Raw genomic sequence first — 22,339 nt, 5'->3', positions numbered from 1 at the left:
TGCTGCCGCCCCTCACGGGGCGAGGGACATCAGCAGCGCCACCTCCGACTCGTCGTGCGGCAGGTACTTCACCCGCACGGGGCTGCCCACCTGGAGCGCCGGAACCGCGCTCGGCGGGGCGTTCTTCTCCTGGGTCAGGTCGAACACCGAGCCGTCCGGGCGGGTCACGCGCAGCGCGAGCCGGAGGACGACCCGGCCGTTGCGGACCTCGCCGGTCGGGGCCATCGCCAGCACCACCGCCTGCGCGTCCACGCCGTGCTCGGAGATGTGCAGCTGCCGGGGCGTGACGTGGCCCTTCGCCACCTGCACCAGGTCCAGGGCGCGCTGGAGCTCGTGCTGCGGCGCGTCGGTGGCCAGCGCCGCGCGGCCGTCGGGCAGGTAGCGGACCGGCAGGATCGCCCCGGGCTGCACCGCGCCCAGCTCGGTCAGGTCCACGACCTGCTTCGCGGTGGCCGGGAACGACCGGCCGTCCGGGGTGTCCACCTGGAGCCGGATGGCCAGTTGCGGCTGGTCGTCGACGCTCACGCCGGTGCGGGAGACGGCGACCACGGTGCCGATGCCGACGGGCGCCCCGCGGAACTCGTGGGGCACGCCGCCGCGCAGCGCCGCGAAGCTGCCGTCGACGGCCCGGGAGACCGCGAACACGGTCGGCACGGCGGACACGAGCAGCGCCGGGCCGGTCAGCCAGCCGTTCAACCAGGCGAACCCGTCCTCACCGGTCAGGCCGCCGTGCAGCCAGACACCGGTCAGCGCCAGGCAGACGAACAGGGTGGTCCACGCGAAGATCCTCATCGGGACGTCCTCTCTCAGGTGGGGTTGCCGAAGAAGTCGGTCCCGCCGACGGCCAGGTCGGCGAGCGAGCCGTCGGCCCGGGCGATGACCAGGCCGTCACCGGCGGCCACGGCGGTCGTGCCGTCCGGACCGGTGACCGCGCGGGTCGCCGCCGCGCCGGTGCCGACGGTGGCGGTGACCCGGCCGGTGGCCAGGGACACGGCGCTGAGCGCGGTGCCCCGGTCGTTGACCGACGGCTGGTGCTGCACGAGCACGTGACCGGCCGGGGCGGCCCCGGCCAGCAGCGCCGCGCCGTGGAACACGGTGTCGCAGACCGGCACGTCACCCGGGGTGCGGACCAGCACGCCGCCCACCGGCAGGTCGCGCAGCGCCAGCACCTCCGCGCCGAGGCGCACCTCGCGGGCGGTGGGCGGTGGCGGCGGGACGTTGTTCCCGGACAGGCGCTGCGCCCACGGCCCGGGCTCGACGGGCACGGCCTCGACACCGTCGAGCGGCACGGCGAGCACGACGCCGTTCGCGTCCAGCGCCACCACCCGCCGCCCGTCCGGGTCGTGGGCGTAGGCGGTCGGCGACGCCACGTACGCCTCGCCCACGACGTCCGCGCCGCCGGCCACCACCGACCCGTCGGCCAGGGAGACGACGACCAGCCCGGAGTCCGTGGCCAGGTAGGCGTACCGCTCACCGGCGGCCAGCACGGTCGCCTCCCAGATCAGCCGGTCGGACAGCTGCGCGTCCCACAGCAGCTCGCCGGACGCGGTGTCGACGGCCGCGAGCCGCACCTGGAACACGTCCTGCGCCATCAGCTGGAACATCCCGCGCGGCCCGTGCCGCCCGTAGGGCACCAGCACCGCCTGGCGGCCGTCGACCCGGGCGAACCCGAACCCAGGGCCCACCTCCACGTCCGGCTCCGGCGACAGCAGGTAGGACCCGCCGAAGAACGCGGCCGCGAACAGCACCAGCGGCAGCAGCGCGAGCGGCGCCACCCGGCGACGGGGTCGTGGCGGCGTCTCGTAGGGCGCCACCGGCGTGTACTGCTCCGGCATCTCGTACATCGGGTCTCCCTGGTCCGTGGTGGTGCCAGCGTCGGGCGCGACCCGCTCCTACCGATCACAGGAACGGCTAGGCTCGAACCCGTGACCACCGCGAAGACCGGGACGGCGACGTTGCCGCGCGGTCTGCTGATCGCGCAGGCGTGGGCGGAGCTGGGCGACGCGGTCGCGCCGTTGAGCGGGGCCGCGGGGCGTCCGCTGGCCCGCACGGTGAAGCTGCTGCTCGACCCGCTCGTGCTGCGGCCCGTGCGGCACCCCGAGTTCGCGGCGGGCGCGGTGGCCGTGGAGCACGTCGACGCGCTGCGCGCCCGCGTCGCGGGGGCCGGGCCCGTGCTGGCGGCCACCGCGAGCTGGTTCCTGGTGCTGAAGAAGGAGCGCCGCCGGCTGCGGATCACCGAGGGCAACCCGCAGGACCTGTACTTCCAGCGCTGCTTCGAGCTGGCCACCGGGCACGGCGAACCGGGCCCGGACGCGGCGGCACGAGCCCGGGCCGTGCTCGCCGACGTGCACGACCGGCAGGGACCCACGGTCGCGGGCCTGCGCGACTTCGTCACCGACGCCGCCAACGCGGGCGAGCTGACCCGGCTGCTGCACGCCACGTGGGCGGCGATGGCCGCGCCCCGACCCACCCGGTTGCCGCCGGCGACCGCCGACTTCCTCGCCACCTGCGCCTCGGCGCCGGACCGGGCGCTGTTCGGGGCGCTGGTCGAGCACGCCACGGGCACCGCCGGCGCGGCCGACCTGGGGGCGCCGGGCGTCGCCCTCGCGCACGGCCTGACCGACCGCGACCGGCCGTGCCGCCCCGAGCTGGGCGCGGGCGCGTCCACCCGGACCCTGCCCAAGCCGTTCGACCGGTCGATCGTGGAACGCCTGTTCCTGCCGCTGACCAACGCCGCGGCGCGGGCCGGGCTGGACGACGTGCCCTCGCTCGTGCGGCGGGAGATCGGGCGGTCGGCGGGTCCCTGGCAGCTCGCGGTCGAGGAGAGCCGGGTGGTGCTGGTGCTGGGCCGCGAGGCGTCGGCCGACCTGGTGGGCGCGCCGACGGGTGCGCCGGGCGGCGCGGCGGCCCGGCTGCGGCTGCGCTGGGAGCGCGAGGCGTACGTGCACCGGGCGCTGCGGGGGCCGGCCGCCGTGCCGCCGGGGGTGCGTGCCGACGTGCGCGCGGTGCGCGAGGCGTACCTGCGGCGGCTGTGGGTGCGGGTGCACGGCCGTGAGCTGCGGCACGACCCGGTGACCGCCGACGAGGTGTGGGACGTGCTCGACGGCGTGCTGCGGTCGGTGATCCTGGACCAGCGCGACCGGCTGCGGTCGGTCCTGGAGCGGGAGGCCGGGGCGTGAGGGTGACGCGGGGTCGGACCCTGGTGGTCGGCGACTGGCCGGAGCTGCCCGAGCGCACGGCGCTGGTCGAGGCGGCCGGGGCGGTGCTGGCGTGGGACGTGCTGGTGGACGGGCCGCCCGCCGCGCGGGTGGACGACCCGGAGCGGGCGGCCGACTGGCTGTGGGAGGTCTACGGGGACGCGGCGGCGGACGTCCTCGGCGGAGCGGACGAGGTGGACGTGCCGGTGGGCGGTGACCTGCCGGTGCGCGACGCGTGCCGGGTGCTGGCCCAGCTGACGTGGGCGCGGGCGTGGTGGCCCGCGTCGGCCACGGCCGGGGTGCCGGCGCTGGACCCGGTGCTGCTGGCCGCGGAACGGGCCGTCGCGACCTCCGCCGCGGAGCACCTGCTCGACGACCCGGACGCGACCGCGCGGGCGGTCGCGGAGGTCGTGGGCGACGTGCCGGACCCGGGCCTGGCACTCCGGGTGGCCGAGCTGGCCGAGGACTCCGGTGTCGTGCGCGACCCCGCGCCCACCCGGTCCTCCTACGCCCTGGCGGCGGGCGGGACCGGTCCGCGCGCGGGTGTGACCGTCCTGTCCGGACAGTCCCCCGTGGACTGGGCGCTGGTGCCGCAGGGCGCGGTGGACGCCGCCGCGCCCGCCGAGTGGGCCGTCGTGCGGCGGCAGGGCGGCACGTTCCTCGACGTCACCGTCGTCGGCGGCCCGGGGAGGACGCGGCTGGCGGCCCGCTTCGCCGGCGTCGACGTGCCGCTGGACTCGACCGACGACCTGGGCCGCGTCACCGGTTCGGCGCCCGTGCCGGCCTCGCTGCTGCTGCTCCCGCCGGACCGCCGGGTGCCGGTCGTGTACGCGCCGGGCTTCGCCGAACCCGTCCCGCCCGCGCCCGACGCCGAGGAGCGCCGGGCCGCGATCCTCGCCTACGCGCGCTCCCGCGCCGGTTCGCCGACCGCGACGCTCACCGAGCGGGCGGCCCGGTGACCCCCTGGAAGGACCTGAACGACCGGGGCGTGCTGCTGGCCGCGGACGGCGACCTGCCGGCCGCGCGCACCGTGCTCGAAGCGGCCCTCGACGTGGTGGCCCCCGCCGAGCGCCCGCAGGCGCTGTTGAACCTCGCGCAGGTCGTGGACCTGCTCGGCGAGCGGGAACGGGCCGTGGAGCTGCTGACCGAGGCCCTCGCCCTGGACGACGGGGCGATGCGGGCCTCCCTGGTCGCCGCCCGCGCGGACGTCCTGCCGTGGCTGGGCCGCTGGGACGAGGCGTGGTGGGACGTCGAGCAGGCCCTGATGGGCGCCGACCCCGCCGACGAGGCCGTGCTGCGCACCACCCGCGTGGCGCTGCTGGTGATGGTCGGGCGGTCGGCCGAGGCGGAGCGGGACGCCGTGGAGACCGCGGCGCTCGCCGCCCACCACGCGCCGCACCTGCTGGCGAACCTGCACGCCAACCTGGCCGCGCTCGCCGAGGAGGCGGGCGACACCGCGCGCGCCGGGACCCACCGGCGGCTCGCCGAGGACCGGGGCGACCCGCTGGTCGGGGTGCTCGTGGCGCGGGCGCTGTGGCTGCTCGGGCAGGTCCGGCTGCCGGAGGCGCTGGCCGACCTGGACGAGGCGTCGGCACGGGTCGGGCAGGGAGCGGCCGAGGCGGTCGTCCGGGCCGTGCGGGCGCTCGTGCTGGCCGCCGGCGGCTGGTACGCCGAGGCCGACGCGGAGGCGCGGCACGCCCTGGACCTCGCGTACGCGGACCTGCCGCAGCTCGCCGCCTTCGTGCACAAGACCCTCGCCGAGGTCGCGAGCGGCACCGGCGACCTGGCCTCGGCGGCCGGGCACCTGGACCTGGCGCGCGAGCTGTGCGCGGCCACCGGGGACGTCGAGGGCGAGTTCGTCGCGCTGGTGGGCGCGGGGCGGGTGGCGTACCTGGCCGCCGACCCCGACCGGGCCGACGCGCTGTACGAAGAGGCCGCTCTGCTGGCCGACGACCCCCGCCGGCAGGCGGTGTGCCTGCACGGCCGCGCGGCGGTGGCCGTGTCGCGCGGTCGGCCGGGTGACGCGGTGGCGCTGCTGGACCGCGTGCTCGACCTGTTCGGCGACGACGCCTCACCGCTGGAGGTCGTGGCCGTCCGGCAGGTGCGCGGCGCGGCGCTGGAGGCCGTCGGGGAGTTCGCCGCCGCCGAGTCCTGCTACGCCGAGGCCGCCGAGGTGTGCGAGGCGGCCGGGCTGTGGCACGTGGCGCTCGGCATGGCGTGGTGGCGCGCGGACGCGCTGGTGCGCCGCGCGGCGGCGGCGACGGGGGAGGAGCGGCGGGCGCTGGGCGCGCGGGCCCTGGACCTGGCGCTGCCCGCCGCGCTCGCGGCGGAGGCGGTGCGGCAGAGGTTCCCGCACGGGCCGCTGCGCGAGCGGTGGGCGGCGCTGGCGTCCGCGCCCGCGACGCGGTCGGCGTTCCTGGCGATCCGGGCGGTGGAGGACGTGGCGCTGGCCGCCGAGTACCTCGACCACGTGGCGGGCGCGGTGTCGCTGGACGCCTCCGACGCGGTGTCGCCGGACGCCTCCGGGGCGGTGGCGGAACGCGGCGCGCTGGTGTCGCTGCCCGTGCCGCCGCCGGTCGGGGACGCCCTGCCGTACGCGGCGTCCGGGTTCTCCGGCGGGGACGACCCCGCGTTCGCCTCGGTCGGTTTCGCGCTGCCGCCCAGGGTGCGGGTGGACCCGGCCGTGCCGTCCGCGCTCGACCACTGGATCGACGTGGCCGCCCGGCGGTACGGGTTCCCGGTGCGCGCGGACCGGGCGGTGCCGTCGTGGTGACCGTGCAGCTCAAACTGGTCGACGCGGACGACCTGTACGTGTCGTGGCGCTGGGAGCACCTGCCCGCCGAGCCCAGGGTGCTGGTCCTGCCGCGCGAACGGGTGGCGGGGGTGCTGGCCGAGTGGGCCGCGGCCGTGCCGTCGCCGCTTCCCGGCGAGGGCGCGCTCGCCGCGCTGCGCCGCTCACTCGCCGAGGGGCCCCTGGTGGACCGCGCGCGGGAAGCCGACCTGTCGACCCGCCTCGCCGCCGCGCTGATCCCCGCGCAGCTGGCCGGCGAGCTGAACTCCGCGCTCGCCCGGGGGGTGCGGCCGCACCTGCGCGTGCTGCCGTCGCCGTCGACCGCCCTGGTGCCGTGGGAGGCGCTGCGCGTGGACGACGGCACCAGGGCCGTGCACGACCTGGACATCTCCGTGCTGCCGCCGGCGACCGTGGCCAACGACCCCGACCGCGCGGTGTCCCCGTTCGACCCGCGCGGACCGGTGGTCGAGGTGCTCGACCCCCGGGTGCCCGGCTTCCCGGACGACTCGGCGCTCGGCGCGGTGCTCGGCGCGCCGCGCCGGACCGAGGTCGCCCGCGACGCCCTGGAGGGCGCGCTCGCCCGTGCCTCCCGGTTCGTCTACGTCGGGCACGTCACCACCGGCGGGCACGGCCTCGACGCGCGCCTGCACCTGTCGTGCACCGCCGCCACCACGGGCCGCGCGGCGCTCCTGGGCGACCACCGCCCGCTGACCGCGGCCGATGTCGTCCTCGGCCACCGGCCCGGCGCCCCCCGACCGTGGCGCATCCCGAACCGGGTCGCCCTGATCGCCTGCGAGAGCGGCGGCGACCTCCGGTTCGCCGAACCGTCCGGCCTGGTCACCGCGATGGTCAACGGCGGGGCCGAGCACGTCACGGCCACCCGCTGGACCCTGCCGACCGACGAGGGGCTGCGCCGCCTGGTGCCCGCGTTCCCCGCGACACCGGTGCTGCCGTCGATCGTCCGAGCGGTCGACGAGGCCCACCGGGCCCCCGTTCCGGCCGCCGCGCTCAACGAGTGGCAGCGCGGCCTCGCGACCCGCTGGGAGGAGACGGGCGACCCGACCTGCTCGCCCCTGCTGTGGGGCGCGTTCACGACGACCTGGGCGCCCGTCCGGTGACCCCGGGACCCGCCGCGTCGGCCGGGCCGCCCCGCGGGGCGGCCGCCCTCCGCCTGGCGCTCCTGGGCGCGCTGCTCGCGCTGTTCGCGGTCGGCGTGCTCACCGGCGTCACGCCCGGCGTGGACGAGATCCGGGCGTGGGTCGAGGGCGCCGGACCCGCCGCGCCGTTCGCGTTCGTCGCGGTGTGCGCGGTCGGGTCGGTGGTGCTGGTGCCCAAGCCCGTGCTGAGCGTGCTCGGCGGCGTCCTGTTCGGACCGGTCGTCGGGGCCCTCGTGGTGGTGCTGGGCGTCACGGCGGGCGCGTGGGCGAGCTTCGCCCTCGCCCGCAGGCTCGGCGGGGACGTCGTCCACCCCACCCGCGGCCGGGTGGACGACGTGCTGCGGCGGCACGGGTTCCTCGCCGTCGTCGGCCTGAGGTTCCTGCCGGTCGTGCCGTTCGGCCTGGTCAACTACACGGCCGGGGTGACCGGTGTGCGGGTGGTGTCGTTCGTGGCGGGCACGGCCGCCGGCGTCGTGCCGGCCACGCTCGTCTACACGACCGCGGGCGCGTCGCTCGGGGACCTGACGGTCGGCCAGTGGGCGCTGGCCGCGGCGGCCGTGGCGCTGCCCGCGCTCGCGGGGGCCGCGGTGTGGCGGCGCGGCGCGCTCAGGAGGTGAAGCGGAGCACCGCCCCGACGACCTCGGGACCGTCCAGCAGCACCCGGTCGTTGTGGTCCGCGCCGGGCACGACCACCGCCCGACCGCCCGCCGCGTCGGCCACGGCCCGGCTCTGCTCCGGTGGCACGACCGAGTCCGCGTCGCCGAGGACGACGGTGACGGGGGCCGCGGTGCGCGCCACGTGGTCGACCGTGCGGAACTCGTCCAGCAGCAGCCACCGCACCGGCAGGAACGGGTAGTGCCGCCGCCCCACCGCGGCCAGGTCCGTGAACGGCGACCGCAGCACCACCCCGGCGGGCGGGTGCTCGACGGCCAGCTCCGCCACCACCGCCGACCCCAGGCTCTCCCCGAAGTACACCAGCGGCGCGTCGGTGGAGCGCACCAGGAAGTCCCGCGCCGCGCGCACGTCGAGCGCCAGGCCCTCCTCGCTCGGTGATCCCGGGTTGCCGCCGAACCCCCGGTACTCCAGCAGCAGCACGGACAGCCCGCGGGCGGACAGCGCCCGGGCCAGCGGCGCCCGCAGCGACCGGTTGCCCGCGTTGCCGGGCGCGACCAGCACGGCGGCCCGCGCGTCGGCGACCGGGAAGTGCCAGGCCGTCAGGCGCAGCCCGTCACCGGTGGTCAGCACCACCTCGTGCGCGCCGGCCGGCGGCCCGCCCGCCGCGCCGGACGGCAGGAACACCAGCTTGCGCTGGAACGCGAACGCGCCTCCGAGCACCACGGCCACGATGGTGACGACCGCGACCGACCAGGGCAACACCCGTCCGTGCACCCGACCATCATCGCGGAGTCACCCGACCGGGTTGTTAGGTTGTGCCCATGGCAACCGCGACCAGCGGGGAGCCCCGGTGGTCCGAGTGGCGCCGCCCGCGCCCCACCCCCGCCCAGCAGCGCCGCGACGTCTGGCTCGCGTTGGGCGTCGCGCTCGGCGGGCTGGGCATGACGGTCCTGGTCAGCAGCATGGGCGCGTTCGCCTTCGAGTCGCCGCCGTCGCTGACCGAGCAGCTGTTGTGGAGCCTCGCGGTCACCGCTCCGCTGGTCGTCCGCCGCCGCTACCCGCTGCTGGTGCTGCTGGTGGTGGGCGCGGTGTTCATCGGCGCGCAGACCAGGCAGACCGGGGACAGCTTCGTCCCGTCCGCCGCGCTGTTCCTCGCGATCTACACCGCCGGCGCGTGGGAGCCCAACCGGGTCGTGGCGCGCTGGTCGCGCGTGGGCGTCGTCGTGGTGATGTTCGCCTGGCTCGGGTTCGCGCTGGTGAAGTTCCTCATCGGACCGCCCCACCCGTTCTCCTCCGCGGCCGGCCCGCTGGACCCGGTGCTGGCGTCCGTGCTGCACAGCCTCGCGTTCAACCTGGTGTACTTCGTGGGCGCCTACGCGGCAGGCGAGGTGGCGTGGGTGTCCGCGCGCCGGCAGGCCGAGCTGGAGCACCGCGCCGAGCAGTTGCGGCGGTCGCAGGAGCAGAACACGCGCGGCGCGCTGGTCGCCGAGCGCATGCGCATCGCCCGCGACCTGCACGACGTGGTGGCGCACCACGTGTCCGTGATGGGCATCCAGGCCGCCGCGGCGCGGCGCGTGCTGGACAAGGACCACGACCTGGCGCGTGACGCCCTCAAGCAGGTCGAGGAGACGGCGCGGGTGTCCATCGGCGAGCTGCGCGGCCTGCTGGGCGTGCTGCGGGCCGACCCGGAGGACGGCTCCGCGGAGGAGCGCGCCGCACCCGACCTCGACCGGCTGCCCGAGCTGGTCGCCACCGCGCGCGCCGCCGGGCTGGAGGTCGAGCACCGCACGTTCGGCGCGGTGCGGCCGGTGCCCGACGCCGTCGCGCTCTCCGCGTACCGGGTGGTGCAGGAGGCGCTGACCAACGTGGTCAAGCACGCCCACGCGCGCCGGGTCGACGTCCGCGTCCGGTACCTCGACCGCGCGGTCGAGGTGGAGGTCACCGACGACGGCCGGGGCGGCGCCGGCCGCCCGACCGGCGGGTTCGGCCTGCTCGGCATGCGCGAGCGCGTCGCCGTGCACGGCGGTCAGCTCGAAGCCGGACCGCGGCGCGACGCCGGGTACCTCGTCCGCGCCACCCTGCCCACGACCGACCCGACCGCCTCCGCGGAACCTGCTGCCGCGGAACCTGCTGCCGCGGAACCTGCTGCCGAGGAGCGGGCAGCCGAGGAGCGGACCGCAGACCCCGTCGAGGAGCACGCGTGACCGCCGAACCGCTGCGCGTCGTCCTCGCCGACGACCAGGCCCTCGTCCGCGCGGGCTTCCGTGTCATCCTCGGCACGGAGGACGGCATCGAGGTCGTCGGCGAGGCCGGTGACGGCGGCGAGGCCGTCGAGCTGGTCGAGCGGCTGCGGCCGGACGTGGTGCTGATGGACGTGCAGATGCCGCGCGTGGACGGCCTGGAGGCGACCCGGCGCATCCTCGCCTCCGACAGCACGGCCAAGGTCGTCATCCTGACCACGTTCGACCGCGAGGACTACCTGTTCGAGGCGCTGCGCGCCGGCGCGAGCGGGTTCCTGCTGAAGAACGCCTCACCGGAGGACCTGGTCGAGTCGGTGCGCATCGTGGCGCGCGGCGACGCCCTGCTCTCGCCCGAGGTCACCCGCCGGGTCATCGCCCGCTTCAACACCCCCGCCGCCCCCGCGCCGGGGCACCGTCCGGCCGAGCTGACCGACCGCGAGTACGAGGTGCTGGTGGAACTGGCGCGCGGGGCGAGCAACGCCGAGATCGCCCGCTCGCTGTACCTGGGGGAGACCACGGTGAAGACGCACGTCTCCCGGGTGCTCAACAAGCTCGGCCTGCGCGACCGCACCCACGCCGTCGTGTACGCCTACGAGCAGGGCATCGTCTCGCCGGGCCGGGCCGACACCGCCTGACCGACCGGGGCGCCCGCGCGGAGCAGGGCGACGCCGTACGCGACGAGCCAGCCGACCCACAGCAGCCAGCCGCCGAGGCCGAGCAGGCCCGGCGGACCGGGGCGGGCCACGACCAGCGGTGCGAGGGTGGCCGAGGCGAACAGCAGGGCGGCGGACAGCAGCCCGAGCGCGGCGTGCCACCAGGGGATCAGGGCGGAGCGCACGCCGCCGACGGACAGCCCGGTGAGGGCGAGGGCCAGGAAGACGCCGTTGAGGGTGAACAGCGCGTCGTGCAGCGCCGGCAGACCCGCCGACCGGTCCGCGGACGGGAGTGCGAGGCGCAGGGCGGTCACCGCCGCGAACGCGCCGTTCTGGAGGAGCAGCCCGGCGAACCCGACCAGGGACCAGGCTTCGCCCCGTTCGCGCTCGGACCGCCACAGCGCCGAGACGGCGCCCGCGCCGAACAGGGTGGACAGCACCCAGGCCGTCGGGGTGAGCGCGGCGGCGAGGCCGTCGGCGCCGACGACGAGGTCGACGACGTTGGCGAGCACGATCGTGGCGGTGAACCCGAGGCAGGCGGCCCCCGCGATCCGGGTGAACACACCGGTGGGAGGCCCGCCAGCATTGGGTTTACGCGGCATAAAATGAATATAGCAGCGGTAAAGTGGACGAGTGGGCGCGGAGGGTGCGGGCAAGCGTCGGTACGACTCGCTGCGGCGGGAGGAGCAGGCCCGGCGGACGCGGGCCGAGATCGCCCGCGCGGCTCGCGACGTCTTCGTGTCACGGGGGTGGGCGGGCACGACCGTGCGCGCCGTGGCGGAGGGGGCCGGGGTCTCCGTGCCCACGGTCTACGCCGCCTACGGCGACAAGGCGGGTCTGGTGCGGGCCGTCGCCGACGCGGCCGACCTGTCCGCCGACGCGGCGGGGATGGTGGACGCCCTGGAGGCGTCGGCCTCCCCGGAGGGGCAGTTGGCCGCGATGGCGGCCTACGACCGGCGGCTGTTCGAGCGCTCCGGCGACGTCATCGCGCTGGTGCGCGAGGCGGGGCGCGCCGAGCCCGAGCTGGCCGCCGCCTACGACCGGGGGCGGCGGCGGGGTGACGGGACCCGCGTCCGGGTGTTCTCGTCCTGGCCCGCGGGCACCCTTCGCGACGGCCTGGACGTGGCCACCGCCGTCGACGTCTACGCGGCCGTGTGCAACATCGACGTCTACACCGTGCTCACCGCCGAGCGCGGCTGGCGGCCCGACCGGGTCGAGCGGTGGTGGGGCGGGGCGCTCGCCCGCGAACTCCTGGCCCGGTGACCCCGGCGGGCGGCCCGATCGGCTGACCGGGCCGCCCCGGGGCTCACCGGTCGAGCACGACCCCGGCCTGCACGAGGTGGCGGATGCCGTCCGGTCGGGCGAGCACGCCGACGTCCTCCAGCGGGTCGCCGTCGAGGACGAGGAGGTCGGCGTGCGCGCCGACCGCCAGGGTGCCGACCTCGCCGGTCAGACCCAGCAGCTCCGCCGCGTTGACGGTCGCCGCCCGGAGCACGTCGACCGCGTCCTGGACCTCGCGGCGCAGGCGGAACTCGTGGGCCTGGTGCCGCTGCATCCCGCCGAGCAGGTCGCTGCCGTAGACGAGCTTCACCCCGCCGCGCGCGGCCCGCTCCAGCCCCTCCAGGCCCGCCGTGAGCACCTCGTCGACCTTGCGCCAGCTCGCCTCGGACAGGCCGAACCCGCGGCCCTCCTCCTTGAGCGACCAGTAGGTGACGAGCGTCGGCACGAGGAACGCGTCGTGCGCGAGGAACAGCTCCACGCTGGCGTCGTCGAGCAGGTTGCCGTGCTCGATCGACCGCACGCCGACCTCCAGCGCCCGGTTGATCGCGCGGGCGGTGTAGGCGTGCGCGGCGACGTAGCGGTTGGCCGCCTCCGCCTCCTGCACGACCGCGCGCAGCTCCTCCACCGAGTACTGGGTCGAGTCGATCCGGTCGGTCGGCGAGCTGACGCCGCCGCCGGCCATCACCTTGATGTGGTGCGCCCCCTTGCGCAACTCGTCGCGGGCGGCGGTGCGCACCGCGTCCACGCCGTCGGCGATGCGGCCGAGCCCGGCGCAGCACTGGTTCGAGTCGTGCACGGTCGTTCCGGGGCCGCGCACGTCGCCGTGGCCGCCGGTCTGGCTCAGCGCCTTGCCGCAGAACAGCAGGCGCGGGCCGCGCAGGACGCCCTCGGCCTGCGCGAGCGACAGGCCCCAGTCGGCCCCGGAGGCGTCGCGCACGGTGGTGAACCCGCGGTCCAGCATCTGCGACATGGTGCGGGCGCTGTGCGCCGCCACGTAGGACGGCGACAGCGACGTGAGCGCGCCGAGGTCGGCGGTGGACGCGGTGACGTGGACGTGCGCGTCGACGAGGCCGGGCACGACCACCGCGCCGGCCGCGTCGAGCACCCGGGCGCCGGGCGCGGTCAGGTTCGGCCCCGCCTCCACGACCCGGCCGTCCTCGCAGCGCAGGTCGCCCTCGGCGTACTCGCCGGTGGCCGGGTCGAGGACCAGCGCGTCGCGCACGAGCAGGCTCACCGGGCACCCCCGACGGCCTCGCGCAGCGCCGGCACGGCGAGCGGCGCCAGGGCCTGCGCGGCGGCGACCGACCCGTCGTCGTAGGCGCCCTCGGCGTCGAGGATGTTCAGCACGCCGAGCACCCGCCCGTCCCGCTCGTCGACCACCGGCACGTTGACGATCGAGCCGCAGCCCAGGCTCTCGATCAGCTCGTGGTCGGCGAAGATCTCGCGCACCGCGGCGGCGTCGCGGCCGAAGAACGGCTCCGCGCCCTCGATGCAGCGCTCCAGCCACACCGCGGCGACCTCCACGGTCTTCTCCCCGCCGACGGGGTAGCGGTCGGGGTGGCTGCTGTGCACGCGGCGCAGCGCCCGACGCTCCGGCACCCAGGCCAGCACGGTGAACAGCCGCACGCCCACGCTGTCCCGCACCTTCTCCTCCAGCACGGCCAGGTCGGTCACGTCGCCATCTCCTTCGCGGTCTCGGCGGGTCCGCCCCGCTCGGTCAGGTCCTCCAGGGAGCGCCCGGCCGTGGACAGGCCGAACACCAGCACGCACACCACGCCGACCACGAGCACCGCCGTGGTCATGCCGAACACGCCCGCGAACCCGAGGCTCGCCGCGGTCAGCCCGATGATGGTGGGCGCGAGGATGCTGCCCACCCGGCCGAACGCGCTGGACAGACCGGTGCCGGTGGCCCTGATCCAGGTCGGGAACACCTCGGGCGTGTAGGAGTAGACGCCCGCGTAGGTGCCGTTGAGGAAGAACGAGAGCACCGCGCCCGCGACCGTGATGGTCAGCGGGGTCTCCATCTGGGACAGCCAGAACGCGCTGATCGCCGAGCCCGTCAGGTAGATCGCGATGGTGTTCTTGCGGTCCAGCTTCTCCGACAGCCACGCGGCGGAGAAGTAGCCGGGGATCTGCGCCAGGTAGATGATGATCGAGAACTCGAAGCTCTTGGTCACCGTGATGCCCTGCTGGATCAGCAGCGTGGGGATCCAGGAGAAGAAGCCGTAGTACGAGAACGTGATGACGAACCACACCAGCCAGATCACGGCGGTGCGCTTGGCCATCGCGGGGCTCCACATGAACTTCAGCGCGCGGCCGAACGTGACCTTCGGCGTCTCGGTGACCGGCCGCGCCGTCGTCTCGGGGACGGGCGGCAGCGCCTCGCCGGTGGCCTTCTCGACCCGGCGCTCCAGGTCGACGACGACCCGCTCCGCCTCGGCGTGGCGGCCCTGCTGGAGCAGGAACCTCGGCGACTCGGGCAGGGAGCGCCGCCACCACAGCAGCATCACGATCGGCAACGCGGTGATCAGCTGCGCGATGCGCCAGCCGTCCTCGGAGACCGGCACGACGAACCGGCCGATCAGGGCCGCCATCACGAAGCCGAACGAGAAGAACCCGGCCAGCGCGCCGACGAACCAGCCGCGCCGCTTGGCGGGGACGAACTCGGACAGGAACGGCGCGATGATGGCGCTCTCCGCGCCCGCGCCGGCGCCGGCCAGCACGCGGGCCACGAGGAACGTCTCGTAGTTGGGGGAGAAGGCCGCCACGACCGAGAAGACCGCGTAGAAGGCCAGCGCGTACATCATGACCTTCTTGCGGCCGATGCGGTCGCCGAGCAGGCCCGCGATGGCCGCGCCGAACAGGAAGCCGAACGGGGTGGCGGACCCGATGAGGCCGAGCTGGCCGTTGTCCAGGCCCCAGACCTGCTGGGCGCTGGGCAGGAGGAAGGCGACGACGGCCGAGTCCATGCCGTCGAAGGTGTAGCCGAGCCCGCCGATCAGCAGGAGGCCGTAGTGCGGACGGCTCAGCGGGAGCCTGTCCAAGCGAGCCAACAGGGTCATGGAGCGCCCTTCGGGGTCGTGACCAGCGAGTGGATGGCATGCAACGTATAGTTCAGATTCTGAAAAGCGCAATAGATGTTGCATCTTTGACGTCTCGCGACCGCGTACCGTGTCCGCCGTGCTGGGAGGGGCGAGATGACGGACCGTGCTGCCGCCGACGGCTTCGAGGAGTGGCTGCGCGGGCGCGTGCCCGAACGCGGCCTGCGACCCAAGGCCGCCGCGCTGCTGGAGGTGCTGCTGTCGCAGCCCAGGCGGGCGTCGTTCGGCTCGACCGCCGAACTGGCGCAGCTGGCCGGGGTGAACGTGGCGACGGTGACGCGCACCGCGCAGGCCCTCGGCTTCGCCGGCTGGCCCGCGCTCCAGCAGGAGCTGCGCGCCCGGTACCTGTCCTCCCTGAGCGCGCCCCAGGTGGCAGCCGAGCACCACGGCGTCGGCTCGCCCGGGTCGGCGTCGGTGCGCCGCGACCTCGACGGGCTCGCCCTGCTGCACCGGCGGCTCGACGAGGGCGTGGTCGTCACCATCGCGCACGCCGTGGCGAAAGCCCGGCGCACCGTGGTGATCGCCTCGGGGAGCTACGCGGCGGTGGGCATCGCGTTCGCGCACAACGCGCGGCTGGCCGGGTACGACGTGGTGGCGGTGTCCGCGAACGACGCCGACCTGGCCAACGCGGTCGCGTTCACCGGCCCCGACGACGTGCTGATCGCGATCAGCTTCTGGCGGCTGTACGAGAGCACGGTCCTCGCGGCCAACGAGGCCCGCTCGCGCGGCGCGCGGGTGTTCGCGGTGACCGACGCGGCCAGTCCCGCCCTCGCCGCGGCGGCCGAGGCGATGCTGATGGTGCCCGCCGAAGGCGTCGCGTTCTTCCCGTCGCTGACCGCGGGCATGGCCGTCGCGCAGGCCGTGGTCGCCCAGTTGGCCGCCGTGGACCCCGCCCGCACCGCCGCGTCCATCGAGGCGGCCGAGGCGATGTGGGCGAAGTTCGGCCTCCTGCACCGCCGGCCGAGCCAGTCGCCGAACGGCCGGTAGGACTTCGTCGGGCGCTCACGCCGCAGGGCTTCAGGCGTGCGGCGCGGCCGGGCGTCGGCCCACGCGGCACCGCTCGACCCGACGAAGTCCCAGCGGTCGCTCAGAGCTCGTCCAGGACCCTCCTGAGCTGCTCCTCGCTGCGGGACGTCTCGTCCCACCCGCGGCCGACCACCACGTACTCGACCGTGCCCGTGTCCTCGGTGGTGTCGTTGTAGATGATCACGCCGCGGTCCGATCCCCGCGTGAACAGCAGCCCGTGGTCGTCCAGGACCTTCGTGAGGACGTCGCACGCGGGCGCGGGCACGTCGATCTGCGAGGTGAGGACGTGGTGGTCGAGGTAGTCCTCACCCAGCAGCCGTCGTCCGATGGTGTCGATGCCGGTCGTGCCGCCGACCCGCCCGTTGAACTCGTTGAACAGCAGTTCGCCCGACGTGGTGACGATCGCGTCGATGTTCATCGGCCCGTGGTAGCCGAGTTGCTGCGCCACGATCGCGACCTGCTGCATGTACGCGCCCAGGTGCGCGTGCAGCCTGGGCGTGAGGTCCTGCGGCGGGTAGGTGCTGCCCTTCCACGTCTCCGCCATGCGCAGGTCGCTGTAGCTCATCAGCGTCGGGGCGCCGGTCTTCGGCACGAACACGTCGGCGGACAGCTCGCGGACCGACTCGTGGTAGACCTCGACGACGTTGTGGGCGGGACCGGCGCCGGCCGGCAGGTCGGGCACGTCCGTGAGGCCGAACGGCCCGAGCGCCGCCGCGACCGTCCCGCGGTCCGTCGCGGCCAGGTGGACCACGTAGTGGGCGCCGGCCTCCTTGCCCCCCTGGACCGTGGTCAGCAGGATGTTGCCGTCCCCGCCGGCGTTCACGTCCTGCTTGACGATGACGGCCCCGGTGCGGCCGAGCAGTTCCGACACGCAGTCGACCAGCTCGGGGCCGCGATCCACCACGCGCCCCTCCGCGACCGGGATGCCGAAGGCCGTCGCCATCGACCGGAAGACCGACTTCGAGTTGACGAGTTCCGCGGTCCCCTGCGCGAAGCGCACGGACTCCTCCGCGCCGATGCCGAGCAGGCGCTCCCAACCGGCGATGTCCCGGTCGTGGATGTAGCACTCCAGGCGCCACGGTTCCGCGGCGCCGCTCCCGGCCATGAGGCGGCGCAGGTCCTCGACCAGCCGGGGGCGCCCGCCGGAGTACCACCCGTCGCCGGGGTAGTCGCGCAGGGAGAGCACCGTGGGGGGCGACGCGAGGCCGAGCAGCTCGGCGACGTACGACAGCCACGCCTCACCGACCCTGCCCGGGATGATCGCTATGTCGCCCTCGTCCATCGACCACAGCATCCGGTTGGCGAGGAAGCGGTAGGAGTCCTTCGCGTCATCCGGGACGTCATCCCACCGTGCCGCCATCGCGCGGCTGGTCGAATTGGCGAACATCAACTTTGGCAACGGTCGTTCTCCCTGTTCGGAGTGGCGATCGGCATTCCGGATGAAGTTCCGGGCCTCGGCGTTGAATTCGACGGTGCGCGTGTCCGTCCGATCCTCGACGAGGCCCGACCCGCACGCCATGTTTCCGGGACCTCCGAGAGGCTGTCTTCTTCCAGGGTGCTCTCGTGGAACTCCGTGAGGGCAGCTTGGAAGAAGCGCCGGCCGGTTGCCCCTGTCAAGTTGGTTACGTCGCAGAGCGCTTGCTGTCGGGGCCGTTCGCAGGGAGTGGTGAAGGTCGTGAAATACGATTCCGTCATGTCCGACGTCATGGATGTCAGAGCCGAGTACATCCATGCCCGATGGACGTTCGTCGACGGGGCGAGAATGGTTTCGCTGCTGAGCTCCCTCGGCGCGACGGACGAGGACTTCGAGCGGCTGAAGCTGGTGAGCGACCGGTTGGAAACGGACCCCACGCTGCCTTTCCGCAGGAGCAGGAACGGGCGGGTCTGCCTGGACGCGCAGGCGCGGCGCGGATACCGGCTGGAATCACAGCCCTTCATCCTCTCCCGCAAGGAGGACTTCGTCCGGCACGACTCGGAGACGCTGCGCAGGTTCGCCGAGGTGCAGGACGACCTGCAGTCGAACACCGCGCTGCAGGCGATGCTCATCTTCAAGTTCCTGGTCGTCCACGGTGTGGACATAGCGCGGCGGCCCCACCTGGACTACGGGCGCGCCGAGTGGATCTGCACCCTGTTCAACCTCAGGACCCTCACGACCCCGGACCTGCTGGGCGAACCGGCGCTGGAGGGCGTGCACTCCGACGGGGTGGACCACACGATGACCACGTTCCTCTCCTCGCGGAACATGACCGCCGACAGCGCGGAGACCATCCTCCACGACATGAGCGAGGTCAACGGTCGTCGGTGGCACGAGACGAATCCCGAATTGGTCAAGGGGAGGGCGCGGCACCGCGACTTCCTGGACACCTTGATGGTCGTCGACCACGAGTACAAGCACAGCGTCTCGCCGGTCTACCCGATCGACGACGCGGAGCCGGCCGTCCGGGACATGCTCATCTTCTTCACCAGGAAGCCCGCCGTGGAGGGGCACGTCTCCTTCCGGTACGACTCCACCACCCCGCACCGGACCCTGCCCATGTCGTTCGACATTCCCGCGACCCCTCCCCGGATCGACGCCGACGGACTGATCGGAGTGACACCGTGACAGACGACGCGCCTTCACCGGCCGAGACCGTCGAGCGCGTGTGGTACGACGGCAGCTGCCACTGCGGCGGGGTGAAGTTCTCCGCGGCGGCCAGCCGGAACCTGACCATCACGCTGTGCAATTGCGGGATCTGCTACCGGCACGGCCACCAGGAACTGATGGTCCCGGAGGAGCGGTTCACGCTGCACGAGGGACAGCAGTTCCTCAAGCCCTACCGGTTCGGCGACCGCGTCGCGGACCACACCTTCTGCGCGGTCTGCGGTGTCCTGCCGTTCTACCGCCCCCGGTCGCACCCGACCGGTTACTTCAGCGTCAACGCGCGCTGCCTCGACCTCGGCCCCGCGGAGCACATCGAGTTCGTGGAATTCGACGGTCAGAACTGGGAGGCGAGCATCGCCGCCGGGAAACACGTGCTGACGGAGTAGGTGACATCCCGGGTGTGGAGAGGTTCCGACGGCATCACGGTCGATTCGCTGCGCGAGCGCGGTGCGCTCAAGTGGGACACGGCCGGTCCGGACAGGCTGGCGGCGTGCGTCGCCGAAATGGACTTCGGGACCGCGCCCGAGGTCGCGGAGGCGTTGCACGACGCGGTGAACCGGAACCAGGTCGGTTACCTGACGCCCCGGCTGACGGCGCGGCTGGCCGAGGCGTGCGCCGCCTGGCAGCACGACAGGTACGGGTGGGACCTGTCGCCCGCGGACGTGCGGCCGTTGCCGGACGTCATCCGAGCCCTGCACATCGCCGTCGAGTGCTTCTCCCGCCCCGGCTCCGCCGTCATCGTGCCGGTGCCCGCGTACACGCCCTTCCTGGTCGTGCCCCGCCTGCTCGGTCGGCGCGTCATCCAGGTCGGGATGGTCGAGTCCGGGGGGCGCTACGGCTACGACCTGGACGCGCTCGACCGCGCCTTCGCGGCGGGCGGGAACCTGCTCGTCCTCTGCAACCCCCACAACCCCCTCGGCACGGTCGCGGAGCGCGGCGAACTGCTGGCCATCGCCGAGGTCGTCGAACGCCATCGCGGCCGGGTGTTCTCCGACGAGGTCCACGCGCCCCTCGTCTACCGCGGGCACCACCACGTCCCGTACGCGACCACCTGCGACGCCGCGGCGGGGCACGCGATCACGGCCACGTCCACGTCGAAGGCGTGGAACGTGGCCGGCCTGAAGTGCGCCCAACTGCTGACCGGCAACGAAGCCGACCGGAAGCGGTGGGGCGAACTCGGTCGGCTGCACACCGACGGCACCGCCACACTGGGCGTCCTGGCCGCCACGACCGCGTACCTGAGCGGTGGGCCGTGGCTCGACGCGGTGCTCGCTCGACTGGACCGGAACCGCCACCTGCTGGCCGAGTTGCTCGACTCGCACCTGCCGAAGGCCCGCTACACCCCGCCCGAAGGCACCTACCTGGGCTGGCTCGACCTCCGCGACCACCCGCGGTCCGCGGACATCGTCGAACGCGCGCGGGTAACCGTGCTGGACGGCGCCGAGTTCGGCCCGCCCGGCGTGGGTTTCCTCAGGCTCAACTTCGCCACGACCCCCGCTATCCTCGCCGAGATCGTGCAACGGCTGGCTCACGCGGCCGGGGCGGCGGACCCGGTCCGGTCGCCGGCACGCGGTAACCCAGTCCACTGAGGACCAGTCGATCCCGGTCGCGTGGTCGACCGGTCACCCCTGGAGGCGGAGTCGTGATGAGCGCCGTAGTGCCCGAGCCGGCGCGGGTGGTGGACGCGTCATGACCGTGGACGTGCCGGGGCGCGAACGACGAACCGACGACTTGCTCCGCTCCCACCGGGGTTTCCGCCTGCTGTTCGCCGCCGATGCGATCAGCCGCACCGGCAGCCAGGTCACGCTCGTCGCGCTGCCGCTGGTCGCGGTGCTCGTGCTGCACGCCTCCCCCCAGCAGGTGGGACTCCTGGTGGCGTCGAGCACGATCGCCTTCCTCGTCGTCGCGCTGCCCGCCGGGGTCTGGGTGGACCGGTTACCGCAGCGGCCGGTGATGGTGGCCGCCGAGCTGATCCGCGCGCTGGCGCTCGTGTCGGTGCCGGTGACAGCGCTGTTCGGGGTGCTCAGCCTCGTGCAGCTGTACGTGGTCGCCCTGGTGATCGGTTTCGGCAACGTCTTCTTCGACGTGGCCCAGCAGAGCTACGTCTCGCGCCTGTTGGGGAAGGACCGCTTGCAGGCCGCCTTCAGCAAGCTGGAGGTGACGGGGAACGGGAGCCTGCTCGTCGGGTCGTCCGCGGGAGGGGTGCTGGTCCAACTGATCACCTCCTCGGGCGCGGTGGCGTTCAACGCGGCCTGCCACCTGGTTTCCGCCGGGCTGCTCGGCAGGATCCGGCCACGGGAACCGGAGGTCCTGCGGCTCGGTGAGCGGCCCCGACTGCGCCGGGAGATCACCACCGGGATGCGTTACGTCATGGGCCAGCCGATTCTCCGGCGCGTCGTGGTCCACGGCATGATCGCCTTGTTGTTCGAGTACGCGCTGCTCACCGTCCAGCCGCTGCTGCTGGTGGGCACGCTCGGCCTGCAACCCGCGGTCTACGGCCTGGTGACCGCGGCCGTCGCGGTCGGCGGGGTCGTCGGGAGCGTGCTCGCCAACCGCGTGATCTCGAAACTCGGGATAGCCCGCACGCTGTGGCTGCCGTTCGTCGTGACGTTCCCGCTGCTCCTGGTCATGCCGCTGGTGGGTGGTGGCTGGCTGGTGGCGCTCTACCCCCTCGGCTACGCCGCCTACATCGGTGGCAGCGCCGTCCAGAACGTCGCACAGCTCACCTACCGCCAGGCCATCTGCCCGCCCGAATTGCACGGCCGGATGAACTCCACCATGCGGTTCCTGATGTGGGGCATGATGCCGGTCGGCGGGTTGCTCGGGGGCTTTCTGGTCCAGGCCGTCGGAGACCGCAACGCCCTCTGGGTGTGCGTCGTCGGGATGCTGGCCAGCGTCCTGCCCATGCTCGGGAAATCGGTTTTCCGGCTGCCTCGGGATGCCGGCATCGACCAGGGACGATGAGGTCCTGCTGGACGAGGACGAACAGGGGCAGGCGGCCAGCGCCGGGGTGGGGGGTGGGTGGTCGGTGGAGCAGGTTCTGGCGTGGCCTCTGGGCGGGGTCGATGTGTCGGGGTGGTGTTGGATGTGGTGGGCGTCGCGCCACTGGGGTGGTCGGTGGCAGTCGGGGAAGGCGCAGGCCCGGTCGCGGGCGTGCAGCGCGCGGCGTTGGGCGGTGCTCACGGTCCGCTTGGCGCGGCCGGGGTCGAGCACTTCGGACGCCCCGCCGAGGACGACGGGGAGGACTGTGGCGTCGCAGGCGGTGCGGCGGGCTTGGGCGGCGCTGAGGTGGTGGTCGCCGTCGAGCACCGCGTGCCCGACGCCCCGGCGCAGGGTGTCGTGGTCGATGGTGACGCTGATGTGCGGCCGTTCTCCGGCTTCGGTGGGCAGGTCGCCCGACCGCGAAGCCAGTGCGACCAGGTCGGCGAACGCCTCACCGCGCCGTCGTGCCGCGTCGCGGGGGCCGTCCGGGTGGGGTGTGGGGAGTGGTTCGAGCATCGCGGTGAACCGCGCGCCGGTCTCGGCGGACAGTTCGCCGAAGAATTCGAGTCGTCCGCCGGGCAGGTCGCGCAGGTGCAGCACGTCGCCGGTCTTGGCGGCGGGTTCGTCCACCTCGTCCACGCGGTCCTGTTCGGCG

The 22,339-nt window shown here is 74.4% G+C and carries 21 protein-coding genes and 1 pseudogene; 13 read left to right on the top strand and 9 right to left on the bottom strand.

Annotated elements, in window-relative coordinates; translation table 11 throughout:
- Positions 1–12: 12 nt before the first annotated feature.
- Both CKY47_RS13200 and CKY47_RS13195 read right to left on the bottom strand, forming a co-directional pair.
- Complete coding sequence (locus CKY47_RS13200) at positions 13–792, bottom strand: hypothetical protein (RefSeq protein ID WP_306746046.1); 780 nt, start codon at positions 790–792, stop codon at positions 13–15.
- A 14-nt stretch (positions 793–806) separates the two neighbouring features.
- A complete protein-coding gene (locus tag CKY47_RS13195) occupies positions 807–1,844 on the bottom strand; it encodes a PA2928 family protein (RefSeq protein WP_306746045.1) in 1,038 nt (345 codons plus the stop codon).
- Between the two features lie 81 nt (positions 1,845–1,925).
- Between CKY47_RS13195 and CKY47_RS13190 the strand changes: the two genes are divergently transcribed.
- The 5 genes from CKY47_RS13190 to CKY47_RS13170 are packed head-to-tail and all read left to right on the top strand — an operon-like array spanning position 1,926 to position 7,762.
- On the top strand, positions 1,926–3,179 hold the full coding sequence (locus CKY47_RS13190; RefSeq protein WP_306746044.1) for a hypothetical protein: 1,254 nt from the start codon (positions 1,926–1,928) through the stop codon (positions 3,177–3,179).
- Positions 3,176–4,156: a hypothetical protein gene (locus CKY47_RS13185; protein ID WP_306746043.1), complete on the top strand. Its 981-nt coding sequence runs from the start codon at positions 3,176–3,178 to the stop codon at positions 4,154–4,156. Before CKY47_RS13190 ends, CKY47_RS13185 begins: the two co-directional genes overlap by 4 nt.
- Entirely contained in the window at positions 4,153–5,970 is a 1,818-nt protein-coding gene (locus tag CKY47_RS13180; RefSeq protein WP_306746042.1) for a tetratricopeptide repeat protein, read from the top strand. Before CKY47_RS13185 ends, CKY47_RS13180 begins: the two co-directional genes overlap by 4 nt.
- Entirely contained in the window at positions 5,964–7,106 is a 1,143-nt protein-coding gene (locus CKY47_RS13175) for a CHAT domain-containing protein (protein ID WP_306746041.1), read from the top strand. Before CKY47_RS13180 ends, CKY47_RS13175 begins: the two co-directional genes overlap by 7 nt.
- The gene (locus tag CKY47_RS13170) at positions 7,103–7,762 is read left to right on the top strand and encodes a TVP38/TMEM64 family protein (RefSeq protein ID WP_306746040.1); all 660 of its coding nucleotides are present in this window, start codon (positions 7,103–7,105) and stop codon (positions 7,760–7,762) included. Before CKY47_RS13175 ends, CKY47_RS13170 begins: the two co-directional genes overlap by 4 nt.
- Here CKY47_RS13170 and CKY47_RS13165 read toward each other — a convergent pair.
- Positions 7,752–8,534: an alpha/beta hydrolase gene (locus CKY47_RS13165; protein ID WP_306746039.1), complete on the bottom strand. Its 783-nt coding sequence runs from the start codon at positions 8,532–8,534 to the stop codon at positions 7,752–7,754. The two genes, CKY47_RS13170 and CKY47_RS13165, sit on opposite strands and share 11 nt — an antisense overlap.
- 47 nt (positions 8,535–8,581) lie before the next feature.
- On the opposite strand from CKY47_RS13165, the gene CKY47_RS13160 reads away from it, so the two are divergent.
- Both CKY47_RS13160 and CKY47_RS13155 read left to right on the top strand, forming a co-directional pair.
- Positions 8,582–9,964 carry a sensor histidine kinase gene (locus CKY47_RS13160; RefSeq protein ID WP_306746038.1) on the top strand — a complete coding sequence of 461 codons (1,383 nt, stop codon included), beginning with the start codon at positions 8,582–8,584 and terminating at the stop codon, positions 9,962–9,964.
- The gene (locus tag CKY47_RS13155; protein WP_306746037.1) at positions 9,961–10,635 is read left to right on the top strand and encodes a response regulator; all 675 of its coding nucleotides are present in this window, start codon (positions 9,961–9,963) and stop codon (positions 10,633–10,635) included. The genes CKY47_RS13160 and CKY47_RS13155 overlap by 4 nt, the downstream gene beginning before the upstream one ends.
- Here CKY47_RS13155 and CKY47_RS13150 read toward each other — a convergent pair.
- Positions 10,590–11,255 (bottom strand): hypothetical protein, encoded by a 666-nt coding sequence (locus CKY47_RS13150; RefSeq protein ID WP_306746036.1) that lies wholly within the window; start codon positions 11,253–11,255, stop codon positions 10,590–10,592. The genes CKY47_RS13155 and CKY47_RS13150 overlap by 46 nt on opposite strands.
- 31 nt (positions 11,256–11,286) lie before the next feature.
- Between CKY47_RS13150 and CKY47_RS13145 the strand changes: the two genes are divergently transcribed.
- Entirely contained in the window at positions 11,287–11,916 is a 630-nt protein-coding gene (locus CKY47_RS13145) for a TetR/AcrR family transcriptional regulator (RefSeq protein WP_306746035.1), read from the top strand.
- A 43-nt stretch (positions 11,917–11,959) separates the two neighbouring features.
- Here CKY47_RS13145 and CKY47_RS13140 read toward each other — a convergent pair whose 3' ends face one another.
- Genes CKY47_RS13140 through CKY47_RS13130 form a run of 3 tightly spaced genes read right to left on the bottom strand, consistent with a single transcriptional unit; the run spans position 11,960 to position 14,996 of the window.
- Positions 11,960–13,168: a metal-dependent hydrolase family protein gene (locus CKY47_RS13140; protein ID WP_306746033.1), complete on the bottom strand. Its 1,209-nt coding sequence runs from the start codon at positions 13,166–13,168 to the stop codon at positions 11,960–11,962.
- Positions 13,165–13,608: a GAF domain-containing protein gene (locus CKY47_RS13135; RefSeq protein WP_306746032.1), complete on the bottom strand. Its 444-nt coding sequence runs from the start codon at positions 13,606–13,608 to the stop codon at positions 13,165–13,167. The genes CKY47_RS13140 and CKY47_RS13135 overlap by 4 nt, the downstream gene beginning before the upstream one ends.
- Positions 13,605–14,996, bottom strand: coding sequence for an MFS transporter (locus tag CKY47_RS13130; protein WP_306746031.1), 1,392 nt, complete (start codon positions 14,994–14,996; stop codon positions 13,605–13,607). Before CKY47_RS13130 ends, CKY47_RS13135 begins: the two co-directional genes overlap by 4 nt.
- Positions 14,997–15,131: 135 nt before the next feature.
- Here CKY47_RS13130 and CKY47_RS13125 point away from each other — a divergent pair, with 135 nt between their 5' ends.
- Entirely contained in the window at positions 15,132–16,022 is an 891-nt protein-coding gene (locus CKY47_RS13125; protein WP_306746030.1) for a MurR/RpiR family transcriptional regulator, read from the top strand.
- 100 nt (positions 16,023–16,122) lie between these two features.
- Here the strand turns inward: CKY47_RS13125 and CKY47_RS13120 are convergent, their stop codons facing one another.
- Positions 16,123–17,421, bottom strand: a complete 1,299-nt coding sequence (locus CKY47_RS13120; protein WP_306746029.1) for a preATP grasp domain-containing protein — start codon at positions 17,419–17,421, stop codon at positions 16,123–16,125.
- A 402-nt stretch (positions 17,422–17,823) separates the two neighbouring features.
- Here CKY47_RS13120 and CKY47_RS13115 point away from each other — a divergent pair, with 402 nt between their 5' ends.
- The 4 genes from CKY47_RS13115 to CKY47_RS13100 all read left to right on the top strand — a co-directional run bounded on the left by CKY47_RS13115 (position 17,824) and on the right by CKY47_RS13100 (position 21,666).
- Positions 17,824–18,663, top strand: a complete 840-nt coding sequence (locus tag CKY47_RS13115) for a 2OG-Fe dioxygenase family protein (protein ID WP_306746028.1) — start codon at positions 17,824–17,826, stop codon at positions 18,661–18,663.
- Positions 18,660–19,088, top strand: a complete 429-nt coding sequence (locus CKY47_RS13110) for a GFA family protein (protein WP_306746027.1) — start codon at positions 18,660–18,662, stop codon at positions 19,086–19,088. Before CKY47_RS13115 ends, CKY47_RS13110 begins: the two co-directional genes overlap by 4 nt.
- A gap of 12 nt (positions 19,089–19,100) precedes the next feature.
- Positions 19,101–20,291, top strand: a complete 1,191-nt coding sequence (locus tag CKY47_RS13105) for a MalY/PatB family protein (protein WP_306746026.1) — start codon at positions 19,101–19,103, stop codon at positions 20,289–20,291.
- A gap of 100 nt (positions 20,292–20,391) precedes the next feature.
- Entirely contained in the window at positions 20,392–21,666 is a 1,275-nt protein-coding gene (locus tag CKY47_RS13100; protein ID WP_306746025.1) for an MFS transporter, read from the top strand.
- Between the two features lie 240 nt (positions 21,667–21,906).
- Here the strand turns inward: CKY47_RS13100 and CKY47_RS36900 are convergent.
- A pseudogene (locus CKY47_RS36900) lies at positions 21,907–22,200 on the bottom strand (DUF222 domain-containing protein); the annotation flags it as partial.
- Positions 22,201–22,339: the final 139 nt, after the last annotated feature.

The sequence above is a fragment of the Saccharothrix longispora genome (assembly GCF_030852425.1).
Taxonomy (GTDB): Bacteria; Actinomycetota; Actinomycetes; order Mycobacteriales; family Pseudonocardiaceae; genus Actinosynnema; species Actinosynnema longispora.
Note: the sequence above shows the minus strand (reverse complement) of the source record. Positions and strands in the feature narration are given on the sequence as shown.

Bases quoted from the DNA above. Each gene is read 5' to 3' on its own strand.
- CKY47_RS13200 (WP_306746046.1), bottom strand. From the start codon at position 792: ATGAGGATCTTCGCGTGGACCACCCTGTTCGTCTGCCTGGCGCTGACC.
- CKY47_RS13160 (WP_306746038.1), top strand. From the start codon at position 8,582: ATGGCAACCGCGACCAGCGGGGAGCCCCGGTGGTCCGAGTGGCGCCGC.
- CKY47_RS13195 (WP_306746045.1), bottom strand. From the start codon at position 1,844: ATGTACGAGATGCCGGAGCAGTACACGCCGGTGGCGCCCTACGAGACG.
- CKY47_RS13150 (WP_306746036.1), bottom strand. From the start codon at position 11,255: ATGCCGCGTAAACCCAATGCTGGCGGGCCTCCCACCGGTGTGTTCACC.
- CKY47_RS13100 (WP_306746025.1), top strand. From the start codon at position 20,392: ATGACCGTGGACGTGCCGGGGCGCGAACGACGAACCGACGACTTGCTC.
- CKY47_RS13125 (WP_306746030.1), top strand. From the start codon at position 15,132: ATGACGGACCGTGCTGCCGCCGACGGCTTCGAGGAGTGGCTGCGCGGG.
- CKY47_RS13130 (WP_306746031.1), bottom strand. From the start codon at position 14,996: ATGACCCTGTTGGCTCGCTTGGACAGGCTCCCGCTGAGCCGTCCGCAC.
- CKY47_RS13120 (WP_306746029.1), bottom strand. From the start codon at position 17,421: ATGGCGGCACGGTGGGATGACGTCCCGGATGACGCGAAGGACTCCTAC.
- CKY47_RS13115 (WP_306746028.1), top strand. From the start codon at position 17,824: ATGGTTTCGCTGCTGAGCTCCCTCGGCGCGACGGACGAGGACTTCGAG.